Origin of the sequence: Pseudomonas sp. Q1-7, from assembly GCF_028010285.1 — a bacterium.
Lineage (GTDB): Bacteria > Pseudomonadota > Gammaproteobacteria > Pseudomonadales > Pseudomonadaceae > Metapseudomonas.
Genome location: NZ_CP116304.1, coordinates 5,658,496 through 5,671,875, shown reverse-complemented (window position 1 = coordinate 5,671,875; position 13,380 = coordinate 5,658,496). Strand labels below are relative to the sequence as shown.

Annotated in this window: 14 protein-coding genes; 3 read left to right on the top strand and 11 right to left on the bottom strand. The window is 66.8% G+C overall.

Translation table 11 applies throughout. The features are described from left to right. Positions 1 to 49: 49 nt before the first annotated feature. From recG to exbB, 5 genes are all read right to left on the bottom strand, one after another. A complete protein-coding gene (recG, locus tag PJW05_RS26090; RefSeq protein ID WP_271409814.1) occupies positions 50 to 2,125 on the bottom strand; it encodes an ATP-dependent DNA helicase RecG in 2,076 nt (691 codons plus the stop codon). Continuing rightward, a complete protein-coding gene (locus PJW05_RS26085) occupies positions 2,122 to 3,060 on the bottom strand; it encodes a hydrogen peroxide-inducible genes activator (protein ID WP_271409813.1) in 939 nt (312 codons plus the stop codon). The genes recG and PJW05_RS26085 overlap by 4 nt, the downstream gene beginning before the upstream one ends. Before the next feature lie 87 nt (positions 3,061 to 3,147). Then, entirely contained in the window at positions 3,148 to 3,882 is a 735-nt protein-coding gene (locus PJW05_RS26080) for an energy transducer TonB (protein WP_271409812.1), read from the bottom strand. Beyond that, positions 3,879 to 4,304, bottom strand: a complete 426-nt coding sequence (exbD, locus tag PJW05_RS26075) for a TonB system transport protein ExbD (RefSeq protein WP_271409811.1) — start codon at positions 4,302 to 4,304, stop codon at positions 3,879 to 3,881. Before exbD ends, PJW05_RS26080 begins: the two co-directional genes overlap by 4 nt. A 3-nt stretch (positions 4,305 to 4,307) precedes the next feature. Then, a complete protein-coding gene (gene exbB, locus PJW05_RS26070; RefSeq protein ID WP_271409810.1) occupies positions 4,308 to 5,306 on the bottom strand; it encodes a tonB-system energizer ExbB in 999 nt (332 codons plus the stop codon). Between the two features lie 211 nt (positions 5,307 to 5,517). Between exbB and PJW05_RS26065 the strand changes: the two genes are divergently transcribed. From PJW05_RS26065 to PJW05_RS26055, 3 genes are all read left to right on the top strand, one after another. Further along, the gene (locus PJW05_RS26065) at positions 5,518 to 6,375 is read left to right on the top strand and encodes an NAD-dependent epimerase/dehydratase family protein (protein ID WP_271409809.1); all 858 of its coding nucleotides are present in this window, start codon (positions 5,518 to 5,520) and stop codon (positions 6,373 to 6,375) included. Positions 6,376 to 6,377: 2 nt separating this feature from the next. Further along, entirely contained in the window at positions 6,378 to 7,178 is an 801-nt protein-coding gene (locus PJW05_RS26060; RefSeq protein ID WP_271409808.1) for an AraC family transcriptional regulator, read from the top strand. A 69-nt stretch (positions 7,179 to 7,247) separates the two neighbouring features. Further along, a complete protein-coding gene (locus PJW05_RS26055; RefSeq protein WP_271409807.1) occupies positions 7,248 to 7,874 on the top strand; it encodes a LysE family translocator in 627 nt (208 codons plus the stop codon). A gap of 98 nt (positions 7,875 to 7,972) precedes the next feature. On the opposite strand, the gene PJW05_RS26050 is transcribed toward PJW05_RS26055, so the two are convergent. The 6 genes from PJW05_RS26050 to PJW05_RS26025 all read right to left on the bottom strand — a co-directional run bounded on the left by PJW05_RS26050 (position 7,973) and on the right by PJW05_RS26025 (position 13,279). Then, positions 7,973 to 8,707 carry a hypothetical protein gene (locus PJW05_RS26050; RefSeq protein ID WP_271409806.1) on the bottom strand — a complete coding sequence of 245 codons (735 nt, stop codon included), beginning with the start codon at positions 8,705 to 8,707 and terminating at the stop codon, positions 7,973 to 7,975. Between the two features lie 56 nt (positions 8,708 to 8,763). Then, the gene (locus PJW05_RS26045; RefSeq protein ID WP_077524919.1) at positions 8,764 to 9,144 is read right to left on the bottom strand and encodes a RidA family protein; all 381 of its coding nucleotides are present in this window, start codon (positions 9,142 to 9,144) and stop codon (positions 8,764 to 8,766) included. Between the two features lie 27 nt (positions 9,145 to 9,171). Then, on the bottom strand, positions 9,172 to 11,280 hold the full coding sequence (gene spoT, locus PJW05_RS26040) for a bifunctional GTP diphosphokinase/guanosine-3',5'-bis pyrophosphate 3'-pyrophosphohydrolase (RefSeq protein WP_271409805.1): 2,109 nt from the start codon (positions 11,278 to 11,280) through the stop codon (positions 9,172 to 9,174). A gap of 60 nt (positions 11,281 to 11,340) precedes the next feature. Beyond that, positions 11,341 to 11,604: a DNA-directed RNA polymerase subunit omega gene (gene rpoZ / locus PJW05_RS26035; protein ID WP_271409804.1), complete on the bottom strand. Its 264-nt coding sequence runs from the start codon at positions 11,602 to 11,604 to the stop codon at positions 11,341 to 11,343. Between the two features lie 178 nt (positions 11,605 to 11,782). Further along, positions 11,783 to 12,403, bottom strand: coding sequence for a guanylate kinase (gene gmk, locus PJW05_RS26030; RefSeq protein WP_271409803.1), 621 nt, complete (start codon positions 12,401 to 12,403; stop codon positions 11,783 to 11,785). Between the two features lie 12 nt (positions 12,404 to 12,415). Further along, on the bottom strand, positions 12,416 to 13,279 hold the full coding sequence (locus tag PJW05_RS26025) for a YicC/YloC family endoribonuclease (protein WP_271409802.1): 864 nt from the start codon (positions 13,277 to 13,279) through the stop codon (positions 12,416 to 12,418). Positions 13,280 to 13,380 lie beyond the last annotated feature (101 nt).

Genomic DNA, 13,380 nt, shown 5'->3' with positions numbered 1-13,380 from the left:
GCAGGTCGTAAGAGGTCGGCGCGAGGCGACGGTTGCGCTGTGAACTGCATCACACTTGACCGTACTGTTGGCCGTGACGCAACCAGCGCTCCAATAGTGGACTGACATGCTGTGGCCAATGGGCCAGCAGGGCCTGCGCGGCATCGCGAACGGCCGGCAGCAGGTCGGCGTCGCGCATCAGGTCAGCCACTTTGAACTGCAGCAGACCGGTCTGGCGGGTGCCGAGCATTTCGCCCGGACCGCGCAGCTCCAGGTCCTTCTCGGCGATGACGAAGCCGTCGCAGGTTTCGCGCATGATCGCCAGTCGCTCGCGACCGAGCTGCGAGAGCGGTGCATGGTAGAGCAGCACGCAATGGCTGGCGGCGCTGCCCCGGCCGACGCGACCGCGCAGCTGGTGCAACTGGGCCAGGCCGAGGCGTTCGGGGTTCTCGATGATCATCAGGCTGGCGTTGGGCACGTCGACGCCGACTTCGATCACGGTGGTGGCGACCAGCAGTTGCAAGGCGCCGGTCTTGAATTCGGCCATCACCGCCGCCTTCTCGGCGGCTTTCATGCGCCCGTGGATCAAGCCCACGCGCAGCTCGCCCAGGGCCGAGGAGAGTTCTTCGAAGGTGGTTTCCGCGGCCTGGCAGGTCAGTTCCTCGGATTCTTCGATCAAGGTGCAGACCCAATAGGCCTGGCGGCCTTCGTGGCAAGCCGCGCGGACTCGCTCGATCACCTCGACGCGGCGGCTGTCGGCCACCAGCACGGTATTCACCGGCGTGCGGCCGGGGGGGAGCTCGTCGAGGATGGAGGTGTCCAGATCGGCGTAGGCGCTCATGGCCAGCGTTCGCGGAATGGGCGTGGCGGTCATGATCAACTGGTGCGGGCAGAGGCGGCCGTCGATGCCCTTCTGGCGCAGGGCCAGGCGCTGCTGGACGCCGAAGCGGTGCTGCTCGTCGATAATCACCAGGGCCAAGCGCTTGAACTTCACCTCGTCCTGGAACAGCGCGTGGGTGCCGACCACCATGGGCGCGCCGCCGGCGATCTGTTCCAGCGCCGTGGCGCGGGCTTTGCCCTTGAGCTTGCCGGCCAGCCAGGCCACTTCGATGTCCAGCGGCTGCAGCCACTTGCTGAAGTTGAGGAAGTGCTGTTCGGCGAGGATTTCCGTCGGCGCCATCAGCGCCACCTGGTAGCCGGCTTCGAGGGCCTGGAGCGCAGCCAGGGCGGCGACCACCGTCTTGCCGGCACCGACGTCGCCCTGCACCAGGCGCAACATGGGTTCGGACTGCGCCAGGTCGTAGGCGATCTCGGCGCCGACGCGCTGCTGGGCGCCCGTGGGCTGGAAGCCAAGGTTGGCCAGGTACTTGGCCGGCAGCTTGCGCGCCGGTGGTAGCTGCGGCGCCTGTTGGGCGCGAACTTGTTCACGCAGGCGTTGCAGCGACAGCTGGTGGGTCAGCAGTTCCTCGAAGGCCAGGCGTTGCTGCGCCCAGTGCTGACCTTCGGCCAGCTCGTCCAGGTCGGCATCCGGCGGGGGCCGGTGCAGGTAGCGGATGGCTTCGTCCAGGGAGCCCAGGTGATAGTCGCGGGCCAGTTCCCTGGGCAGCCAGTCGGGCAGGCTGTGTGGGCCGAGGCGGGCCAGCGCGAGCTGGCTGAGGCTGCGCAAACGCTGCTGGGTCAGGCCCTCGGTGGTGGGGTAGATGGGTGTCAGGGTCTGTTCCACCGGCGGCGGTTCATCGCCGCTGAGGGCTCGGTATTCCGGGTGGTAGATCTCCAGGCCGGTGGCGCCGGGGCGAACCTCGCCGTAACAGCGCAACTGGGTGCCGCGCTTGAGGCCTTCCTTCTGCGCCTGGCTGAAGTGAAAGAATCGCAGGCTGAGGGTGCCGCTGCCGTCCTGCAGGCGCACCAGCAGGCTGCGGCGGCGACCCATGACCACGTCGGCACCGCCGACCATGCCTTCCACCACCGCGTCCTGGCCCGGGCGCAGCTCGCCGATGGGGGTGATGCGGGTGCGGTCCTGATAGCGGGTCGGCAGGTGGAAGAGGATGTCCTGCAGGTTCTCCAGGCCGACCTTGGCGAGCTTTTCCGCCAAGGCGGCGCCCACACCCTTGAGCGCGGTGACCGGGACTTGCGCCAGCTCGGTCATGCCGGCTGCGGTTCGCCCTGGGTTTTCGAGTGGGCCACGGAACAGAGGCGGATGGAGTCCGCCAGTACTTCGATGGCGCGCGGGCGCGGGAAGCTGGCCCGCCAGGCGATGGCCACGGTGCGGAATGGCACCGGCGGCGTCAGCGGACGGATCTCGATCACACCGGGGGCGTAGTGGTGGCTGTCCACCGCCGAGAACGGCAGGATCGACACGCCGAGGCCGGAGGCCACCATGTGGCGGATGGTTTCCAGGGAGCTGGATTCCACCGTGGTGTGCTTGGCGCTGTCCTCGCCCCCCTTGCGCAGGCTGGGGCAGGCTTCCAGCACCTGGTCGCGGAAGCAGTGACCTTCGCCCAGCAGCAGCAGGCTCTTGTCGTTGAGCATCTCGCTGTCGATGGATTCGCGCGCGGTCCAGGGGTGGCCGGTGGGCAGCAGGACGTAGAAGGGTTCGTCGTAGAGCGGTTTGGTCAGCACGTCGGCTTCGGCGAAGGGCAGGGCGATGATGATCGCGTCCAGCTCGCCGGTGCGCAGCTTGTCGCGCAGGACGTGGGTGAAGTTCTCTTCGATGTACAGCGGCATCTGCGGGGCGACCCGATGCAACTGTGGAATCAGGTGCGGAAACAGGTAGGGGCCGACGGTGTAGATCGCACCCACCTTGAGCGGCGCGGCCAACTGGTTCTTGCCGGCCTGGGCCATTTCACGGATGCCCTGGGCCTGTTCCAACACCTTTTGCGCCTGGGTAACGATGCCCTCACCCACCGGCGTCAGGCGCACGGCGCTCTTGCTGCGCTCGAAGATGAGGACGCCGAGTTCGTCTTCCAGCTTCTTCACCCCGACCGACAGGGTCGGCTGGCTCACGTGGCAGCGTTCGGCGGCACGGCCGAAATGCTGTTCCTGGGCGAGGGTGACGATGTAGCGCAGTTCGGTGAGGGTCATAGCATTTTTCCATTGAAGTCCGGCAAGCATAGCGGCTGGAGTCAATGGAACCAAGCGCCCGCGCCGGGGCGGTGCGGGCGCTTGGGATCAGCGGCGGTCCAGGGAGTAGACGAAGGGCGCGACCACTTCCAGGGAGCCGTTGTTCAGCAGTTCCGGCGGGGGCGGCGGCAGCGGCTGGGCGCGGCGGATCATCTCCAGGGTGGCGCGGTCCAGCGAGGCGCTGCCGGATTTGCCCACCAGGGAATAGGCGATCACCTTGCCTTCGCCATCCACCACGAAACGCAGGCGGTTGACGCCTTCGAAGCCACGGCGGCGGGCGTCTTCCGGGTAGCGCTTGTAGCGGGCCAGGTGGCTGAGCAGCTTGCTCTGCCAGGTCGGCTTGGCGTCCGACGGGGCACTGGCGGCGGCCTGCTGCTGGGCGGCGGGCTTGCTGTCGATGGGCGCGACGGTCGGCGCGGCGACGCTTTCCTTCACGCTTTCGGTTTCCCGCGGCTTTTCCGGCTTGGGTTCCGGTGGTTTGGGCTTCGGCGGCCTGGGCTTGGGTTTCGGCTTGGGCGCGATGGCGATCTTCGGCTTCGGCGCTTCCACCAGCTTGGGCAGCGGTTCGGGCTCCGGCTCGACCTGGGGCGGCGGGGGTGGTGCCGGTTTGGGCGCGGGGGCCGGCAGCGGCTCCAGCTCCACCACCATGGCTGCGGGCGGCAGCTCGATCGGCGCAGCCTGTGGGCGCCAATAGAGCGCCCAGAGGCCAAGGCCGATGTGCAGGCCGAGCACCACGACCAGGCTGACGCCCCATTGCGACAGCTTGCGTTTGCCCTGGCTCATTGCGTACCGACCGTCTCGAGTCCTACCAGGCCGATCTTCAGGTAGCCGGCGCCGCGCAGGGCGTCCATCACCTCCATCAGGCGGCCGTACTCCACGACCTTGTCGCCACGGACGAAGATGGTCTTGTCCTTGTCGGCGTTGGTCAGCTTGTCCAGCACGCCCGGCAACTGCTCTTCGGTGACCTGCTCGTTGTCCAGGTACAGGCTCTTGTCTTCCTTGATGCTCAGGTAGATCGGCTTGTCCGGCCTGGGGGCAGGCTTGGCGGTGGAGGCCGGCAGATCGACCTTGATGTCGACCGTGGCCAGGGGGGCTGCGACCATGAAGATGATCAGCAGCACCAGCATCACGTCGATAAAGGGGGTGACGTTGATCTCGTGGGTTTCCTGGAGATCATCGCCACCATCGTTCAGATGGATTCCCATGACTCAGCCTACTTTCACCATGTGCGGAGACTGGCCACGGTCGGCCGTGTGATGGTCGAGGTCGCGGCTGACCAGCAGCAGGACCTGGGCCGAGGCGTCGGACACCTGGGCCTTGTAACCGGCGATGGAGCGGGCGAAGACGTTGTAGATCACCACGGCCGGAATCGCTGCGACCAGGCCCAGGGCGGTGGCCAGCAGGGCTTCGGCAATGCCGGGGGCGACGACGGCGAGGTTGGTGGTCTGGGATTTGGCGATGCCGATGAAGCTGTTCATGATGCCCCAGACGGTGCCGAACAGGCCGACGAAGGGCGCGGTGGAGCCGATGGTGGCGAGAACGCCGGTGCCCTGGCTCATCTGCCGGCCGCTGGCGGCGACCAGGCGCTCCAGGCGGAAGCTGACGCGCTCCTTGATGCCTTCCTTCTCGCGGGTATTGGCGGAGAGTTTCATCTCTTCCTGGGCGTCCTGTACCAGCAGGTGGGAGACGCAGTTGCCGCTGCCGGCCTTCTCGCCGGCTTCGCTCAGGCTGCGGGCCCCCTTCAGGCTGGCCAGCTCGCGGCGCAGCCGGCGTTTGGCGGCCAGCAGCTCGAAGCCCTTGGCGATCCACACGGTCCAGGTCAGGACCGAAGCCAGGGCCAGGCCGATCATCACGGCTTTCACCACGATGTCGGCATTCTGGTACATGCCCCAGGGGGACAGGTCATGGGCCAGCATCTGCTCGCCTTTCACCTCGGCGGCCAGCGGATCGGCCGGCAGGGCGTTCGGGTCCTGGGCGGCGGCATCGGCCGGTACGACGGCGCCGTCGGCAGCCGGAGCGGGCGCATTGGCCGTATCGATGGGAGCCGGGGCTGCCGCCTGGCTGGCAGGTGCGGGTACGGACTGGGCGGTCGGCTCTTCCGCGAAGGAGGCGTTGGGCGTCAGCATCAGGCTGATCAACAGGGCTGCCAGCAGGCGTGGCGGGCGGGAGGCGATATGGGGCTGGGCGTTGCGGGCGTTGGGATTCATGCTGGCCGGACCTGAAGAAAAGGAAGCGGTTTCGTCCGTCGGCGCTGGAGCGTCGGCCTGGACCGAAGGGGTTACATTATTGCAAGTAATTCTTGTTTGTAAAAGTGACTGAATAACAATCATACGAACGCCCGTCGTTTTTCCCGGCCGGCGGGATTTGGCGATCACCGGCCATCCCCCTATCCTGACAACTTTTTCGGAGCCTTCCCTGATGTCCGATACCGCTTCCCTTCTGATCGCCGGCTGCGGCGATGTCGGCAGTCGTCTGGCGCAACGAATGCTGCAGGCCGGCTGGACGGTTCACGGCCTGCGGCGCACTGTCGCAGCGCTCCCTGCCGGCGTCCTGCCAGTGGCGGGGGATCTGGAGCAGGCTGGCTGCCCGTTGCAGTGGCCGGAGGGCCCGCTGGACTACCTGGTCTACTGTGCGGCGGCGACTCAGCATGACGCCGCCGGTTATCGCGCCGCCTATGTCGACGGCTTGCGCCACGTGCTCGCCTGGCTCGCCGCGCACGGCCAGAAGCCGCGTCGCCTGCTGTTCGTGTCCAGCAGCGGGGTCTATGGCCAGCGCGATGGCGAGTGGATCGACGAAACCGCCCCCGCCGTGGCCGAGAGCTATTCCGGCCAGTTGATGCGGGAGGCGGAGCGTTTGGCCCTGGGCAGCGGCCTGCCGGCGACCTGCGTGCGCCTGACCGGCATCTACGGACCGGGTCGCGAATGGCTGCTCAAGCAGGTGCGCATGGGCTACCGGGTGGTCAGCGAGCCGCCGCTGTACGCGAATCGCATCCATGTGGACGATTGCGCGGGCTTGCTGGCCCATTTGCTGCGGGCGGATGCCGGCGGTGTGGCGCTGGACGACTGCTATATCGGGGTCGACGACGATCCGGCGGCGCTGCACGAGGTGGTGGCCTGGCTGCGCGAGCGGATGGGTGTCACCGGCTGGTCCGAGGAGTCCGCCGTGCGCCGCTCCGGCAGCAAGCGCTGCAGCAATGCGCGCGCGCGCGCCCTGGGCTGGGCACCGCGTTATCCCAGTTACCGCGAGGGCTACGCGGCCATCCTGGACGAGGCCTGACGGTGGACGCCAATCGGATGCTCGCCCGCCCCTGGCTGCCGGGGGTGGAATTGTTCCATGCAGATTTTTCCGGCCAGCCCTTCGGTCGCCACAGCCATGATGCCTTCGCCATCGGCGCCATCCTCCAGGGCGTCGGCGGCTACCAGTGTCGGGGGGCACGCCATGCCTTGCCGGCCGGCACGCTGTCGCTGATGAATCCGGAGGAGCCCCATACCGGTCATGCCGAGTCGGCGCGGCTGGTCTATCGCATGCTCTATGTCGAGGAATCGCGCCTGCCCGCGCTGCTCGGGCGCAAGCGCCTGCCTGGCGGCTTCCGCGAATTGAATCCGGCGGACGATGGCCGGGTGGCGGCGGGGCTCGCACGGCTGGCAGTCGAATTCGAGCGCGGCGATGCACTGGCGCTGGAAAGCGAATTGCTGGAGGTGCTGGAGCGGGTATTCGTGCGCCATGGCGGCTTGCGCGCGGCGGCTCCGGCTGCGCGGGATGGCGGAATTACCGCGTTTCTCCGCGACTATCTGGAAGCGCACTACGCGGAAGCGGTCAGCCTGGAGCAGTTGGCCGGTCTGGTCCAGCGCCATCCCCGCCACCTTATCGAGGCGTTTCGCCGCGCCTACGGGGTGCCGCCACATACTTATCTGCTGCAACGCCGGGTGCGTGAGGCCAAGCGCCTGCTGCTGGATGACCTGCCTCCCCTAGGGGTGGCGCTGTCCCTCGGCTTTTACGATCAGGCGCACTTCTCCGGCACCTTCAAGCGCTTCACCGGGGTGACGCCCGGACAGTTCCGCCGCGCCGCCCGCACCTGAGTTTTCTCCAAGACCGCCGGCTTGCCTGGCCTGGACACTGGTCGCCGTGTTTCACGGAGGCCCGATGCCATGCTCGCGTTGTTTCTGCTGGTCGCCAGTACCCATTTCGCCGCCCTGCTGTCGCCAGGGCCGGATTTCTTCCTGCTGCTGCGCGCCGGGCTGGTGAAGGGGCTGCGCCACGCCGACGGCTGTGCGGCAGGTATCGCCCTGGCCAACCTGCTGAGCATGTTGCTGGTGCTGCTGGCACTCGGCCTGCTGCCGTCCGCCGGCGGCCCGCTCTGGCACGCGCTGCAGTTGGCCGGTGGCGCGTACTTCGTGTGGATCGGCGTCCAGGCGCTGTTGGCGCGCCGCGAGCTGGCGCTGCCGGAGGCCGAGGCGGGAGTGCCCGGCGCCTGGCGGCAAGGGTTTTCCGAGGGGCTGCTGGCCAGTAGCCTGAATCCCAAGCTGCCGATCTTCTACGCGGGGCTGTTCGGTGTGCTGCGCCATACGGCGATGCCCGGCTGGGGGCTGGCCCTGAGCATGGCCTGGATGACGGCGGTGGTGCTGATCTGGGACATGGCCCTGGTGCGGCTGCTGGGCCATCCGCGCTGGCGCGCTTGGCTGCAGCGGCGGGTCAGGGCACTGGATCGCCTGTGCGGAGCGCTGCTGCTGGCGCTCGGAATCTCGCTGGCGGTCGGGGCGCTTGCTCTTTCCTAGCTTGGCGCGTGGCGCGCGAAGCCCGGTACCTCGCGGTCACAAGGAGGACGGCGCGTTGGGCTTCTCAGGCTCAGCCCAACCTACCGTGGCCGTTGCGCTCAGTCGCGCTCCAGCAGCCAGGCGCGCTTGCCGGGGAAGTACTCCGGCATCTCGTCGATCTGTGCACGGTTTCGGGCTTCGAGGATTTCCAGTTCGTCGCCGTCGTGGACGAAGATCCAGGCCGCGCCCTGGTTGCCTTGCTGTAGCCAGATGCTGTCGCTTTCACCGCTCATGGCGGCACAGTCGCCAGCCAGGCAGAGCGCATAGCGGTCGGCGCCCGGCAGGCCTTCCAGGCTGCCGTCTGGGTTGAACCTGACCAGGCCGCCCTGGCCCTGGCCTTCGACGATCTTCCAGGTGCCGCCCAGGTAAGCGGCATAGAGTGCGTGCTCGAAGGCGCTGCCCGGCGGGGCGCCTTCGGCAGGAGTCTTCTCCGGATGGACGAAGCGTTGCTCGGGGAGGTTTTCGCTGGCCTGCTGGACCAGTTCCTGGCCGTCCAGGTTCAGGACTTCGTGGTAATCGCCGTAGAAATCCACCCGCCAGTTACCGTCCGCCTGGGCGGCGAGGCGCCCTTCACCCAGTTCGAATCCATTGCTGTAGTGGGCTTCCCCGGACTTCTGGTCGATCTGCCACTCCAGGTTCGGGCCGTAGGCGAGCAGGGATTCGCGCAGCTTGCCCTCCTTGGCTGCGGCGTTGATCGCCGCCTGGTTGATCCAGATGCCGCTGGGGTCCTTGGGGGCGCTGGTACAGCCACCGAGAATGGCCGCGCAGAGCAGCAGGGGGAGGGTGTGGCGCATGGCGGATTCCTTCCGGACGATGCCACGGGCCGGATGGCCCGTGGCAGGGTGTGGTCTTATTCGAGGACCAGGATGGCGTCCATTTCCACCTGGGAGCCGCGTGGCAGTGCGGCGACGCCGATGGCGGCACGGGCCGGGTAGGGCTGCTCGAAGTAACGGCCCATGACTTCGTTGACCTTGGCGAAGTGGGACAGGTCGGTGAGGAAGATGTTCAGCTTGACGATGTCCTTGAAGGAGCCGCCGGCGGCTTCGGCCACGGCCTTCAGGTTCTCGAACACTTGCACGGTCTGGGCTTCGAAGCCCTCCACCAGCTCCATGGTCTTCGGGTCCAGCGGGATCTGGCCGGACATGTAGACGGTGTTGCCGGCCTTGATGGCCTGGGAATAAGTGCCGATGGCGGCGGGGGCCTTGTCGCTGCTGATAACGGTCTTGCTCATGAGAACTCCTTGGGTCTTGAGGATCGGCTACGCGCGCACGCGGGTGATGCGGATCACGCCCTTGAGCGCACGCAGCTTCTTGATCACACGGGCCAGATGCACGCGGTCATGCACGCTGACCACCAGCTGGACCACGCTGATGCGGCCATCGCGCTCGTCCATGCTGATCTTCTCGATGTTGCCGTCTGCGGCATTGACGCTGCTGGCCAGCAGGGCGATCAGGCCGCGCTGGTGTTCCAGCTCGACGCGCAGCTCGACGTTGAATTCGCCGGCGACGTCCTTGGCCCAGGACAGCTGGATGCACTTCTCCGGGTTGTGCCGGATTTCGCCGATGTTCTTGCAGCTTTCCAGGTGCACCACCATGCCCTTGCCCGCGGACAGGTGGCCGACGATGGGGTCGCCGGGGATCGGCGTGCAGCACTTGGCGTAGCTCAGCACCAGGCCCTCGGTGCCGCGGATCGCCAGCGGGCCTTCCGGACTCGGCAATTGCTCGCCGTCGCTGGCCAGCAGGCGGCGGGCGACCACATAGGCCATGCGGTTGCCGAGGCCGACGTCTTCCAGCAGGTCTTCGATCACGTCCAGGCGGTACTCGCCGAGTACGGCCTGGATGCGCTCGGGGCTGATCTTCTCCAAGTGGCTCTCGAAGCCGGCCAGGGCCTTGTTCAGCAGGCGCTCGCCGAGGCTGATGGACTCGGAGCGACGCTGCTGTTTGAGGGCGTGGCGGATATGGGTGCGGGCCTTGCCGGTAACCACGAAGTTGAGCCACGCCGGGTTCGGCCGGGCGCCGGGCGCGGTGACGATCTCCACCGTCTCGCCGCTCTGCAGCGGTTCGGACAGCGGCGCCAGGCGGCGGTTGATACGGCAGGCGATGCAACTGTTGCCGACATCGGTGTGCACCGCGTAGGCGAAGTCCACGGCGGTGGAGCCCTTCGGCAGCTCCATGATCCGGCCCTTGGGCGTGAAGACGTAGACCTCGTCGGGGAAGAGGTCGATCTTCACGCTCTCGATGAATTCCAGGGAGTTACCGGCGCGCTGCTGCAGTTCCAGCACGCCCTTGACCCATTGGCGGGCGCGGGCGTGGGTGCCCTTGGGCTGGTCGTCCTCGGTGGACTTGTACAGCCAGTGGGCGGCGATGCCGTTGTTGGCCATCTCTTCCATCTCGCGGGTGCGGATCTGGATCTCGATGGGCACGCCGTGCATGCCGAACAGGGTGGTGTGCAGCGACTGGTAGCCGTTGGCCTTGGGAATCGCGATGTAGTCCTTGAAGCGGCCGGGCAGCGGCTTGTACAGGTTGTGCACGGCACCGAGTACGCGGTAACAGGTGTCGACCTTGTCGACGATGATGCGGAAGGCGTAGACGTCCATGATCTCGTTGAACGCCCGACGTTTACCGCGCATCTTCTTGTAGATGCTGTAGAGGTGCTTCTCGCGTCCGATGACTTCGCCTTCCATGCCTTCGCGGCGCAGGCAGTTGGTCAGCGACTCTTCGATCTTGTTGACGATTTCCTTGCGGTTGCCACGGGCGCGGCGCACGGCGGTGCGGATGCGCTCGGAGCGCATCGGGTGCATGGCCTTGAAGCCCAGGTCCTCGAATTCCACGCGCATGCTGTGCATGCCCAGCCGGTTGGCGATGGGGGCGTAGATTTCCAGGGTTTCCTTGGCGATGCGCCGGCGCTTCTCACCGGACAGCACTTCCAGCGTGCGCATGTTGTGCAGGCGGTCGGCCAGCTTGACCAGGATCACGCGGATGTCGCGGGCCATGGCCATGGCCATCTTCTGGAAGTTCTCGGCCTGGGCCTCGGCCTTGGACTCGAAGTTCATCTGGGTCAGCTTGCTGACCCCGTCCACCAGCTCGGCGACGGTCTCGCCGAATTGGGCGCTGAGGGCTTCCTTGGCGATGCCGGTGTCCTCGATCACGTCGTGCAGCATGGCGGCCATCAGGCTCTGATGGTCCATGTGCATGTCGGCGAGGATGTTGGCGACGGCGAGCGGGTGGGTGACGTAGGCCTCACCGCTGCGGCGGCGCTGTCCGTCGTGGGCCTGCTCGGCGTAGAAGTAGGCTCGGCGCACCAGGTTGACCTGGTCGGCGCCGAGGTAGGTCGAAAGTCGTTCGGCGAGGACGTCTATGCTCGGCAAGATCTGTCTCCTTGCCGGCCTTGGTTACCCTGCGCCGTGCGACGTCGACCAGGCATGGATTCAGAGGGCCTCGTTGGCCTCGTCCTCGAATACGGCGAACAGCGGCTCTTCCTCGACGATGTCTTCCTGGGCGACGACTTCATGGTCGACCAGGCCGGCAGCGATTTCGCGCAGGGCGACTACGGTCGGCTTGTCGTTCTCCCAGGCTACCTTCGGCTCCTTGCCGCCGGTGGCCAGCTGACGGGAACGCTTGGTAGCGAGCATGACCAGCTCGAAGCGGTTGTCGACGTTGTCCAGGCAATCTTCAACGGTAACGCGGGCCATGGTGTTCCTCGTAGCACGAAATGAATGGCTGATGCTTTGCCCGAATGGGCGAGCGGACTGAATAGTCTAAAAAATCGCCACCAAATAGGGAAGCGCCGATTTTCGGCGCTTCCCTGCCCGGAGTGTGGTCCATGGCGGGTCCGAAGGCCAGCTATCGGGGCGATAGAGCGGCTCTGGCTCAGGCGAGCAGCTGTGCCAGCAAGGCGCCATGGCGGACCTGTTGCGGGCCGTGGCGCAATTGGTTGGCGCGGAAGATCGCCTTGAGATCGTCCAGGGCAGTGGCGAAGTCGTCGTTGATCACCAGGTAGTCGTATTCGACATAGTGGCTCATCTCGCTGACCGCTTCGCGCATGCGGCGCTCGATGATTTCGTCGCTGTCCTGGCCACGGTTGTCCAGGCGCTGACGCAGGGCTTCCTGGCTCGGCGGCAGGATGAAGATGGACTTGGCCTGGGGCATCAGGTGGCGGACCTGCTGGGCGCCCTGCCAGTCGATCTCGAGGATCAGGTCATGGCCTTCGGCCAGGGTTTGCAGCACGCGGCTCTGGGAGGTGCCGTAGAGGTTGCCGAAGACCTCGGCGTGTTCGAGGAAGTCGCCGTGTTCGAGCATCTGCACGAACTTTTCACGGCTGACGAAGTGGTAGTTCACGCTGTCCACTTCGCCCGGGCGCATGCCGCGGGTGGTATGGGACACCGAGACGCGGATGTTCGGCTCGGCGTCGATCAACGCCTTGACCAGGCTGGTCTTGCCGGCGCCGGAGGGGGCGGAAACGATGTACAGGGTGCCGGGGGTGGCGGTCATGGAGGCAGTCTCTTACTCGATGTTCTGGACTTGTTCGCGCATCTGCTCGATCAGCACCTTGAGGTTGACCGCGGCCTGGGTGCTGCGCGGGTCGAAGGCCTTGGAGCCGAGGGTGTTGGCTTCGCGGTTGAGTTCCTGCATCAGGAAATCCAGGCGGCGACCGGCGGCGCCGCCGGCCTTGAGCACGCGGCGGACTTCGCCGATGTGGGTGCCGAGGCGGTCCAGTTCCTCGGCCACGTCGCTCTTCTGTGCCAGCAGGACCATTTCCTGTTCCAGGCGCTGCGGGTCCAGCTCGGCCTTCAACTCGTTGAAGCGGTCGAGGATTTTCTGCCGCTGGGCGGCCAGCATCTGTGGCACCAGGGTGCGCAGGGCGGCGACTTCCTCCTGCATGGCATCCAGCCGGTCGTTGAGCAGCCGGGCCAGTTCGGCGCCTTCGCGGGCGCGGCCGTTCTTCAGTTCGCCGAGGGCCTGGGCAAAGGCTTCCATGGCGGCCGCGTTCAGGGCTTGGGGATCGGCGGCGTCGGCCACCAGTACACCCGGCCAGGCGAGGACTTCCAGGGGATTGAGCGGGGCGGGCTGCTGGATCAGTGCCGCGACGCTCTCGGCGGCCTGGATCAACTGGCCGGCGCGCTCACGGTCGACCTGCAGGGGCTTGCCGGCGGTTTCTTCGGCCAGGCGCAGGGTGCATTCGACTTTGCCGCGCGACAGGCCCTGGCGCAGGGCGTCGCGTACCGGGCCTTCGAGGTCGCGGAAGGCTTCCGGCAGGCGCAGGTGCGGTTCGAGGTAGCGGTGGTTGACCGAGCGCAGTTCCCAGCTCAGGGTGCCGTGGGGGCCGGCCCGTTCGACGCGGGCGAAGGCGGTCATGCTGTGCACCATGGGGTGTCCTCTCGGTTTCGACGATCAAAGGAGAGGATTGTAGCCCAGCGCGCCCACGCCTCCCAACGCAGCGATGTCCCCCGTGGCGCAGGGCCTCTATA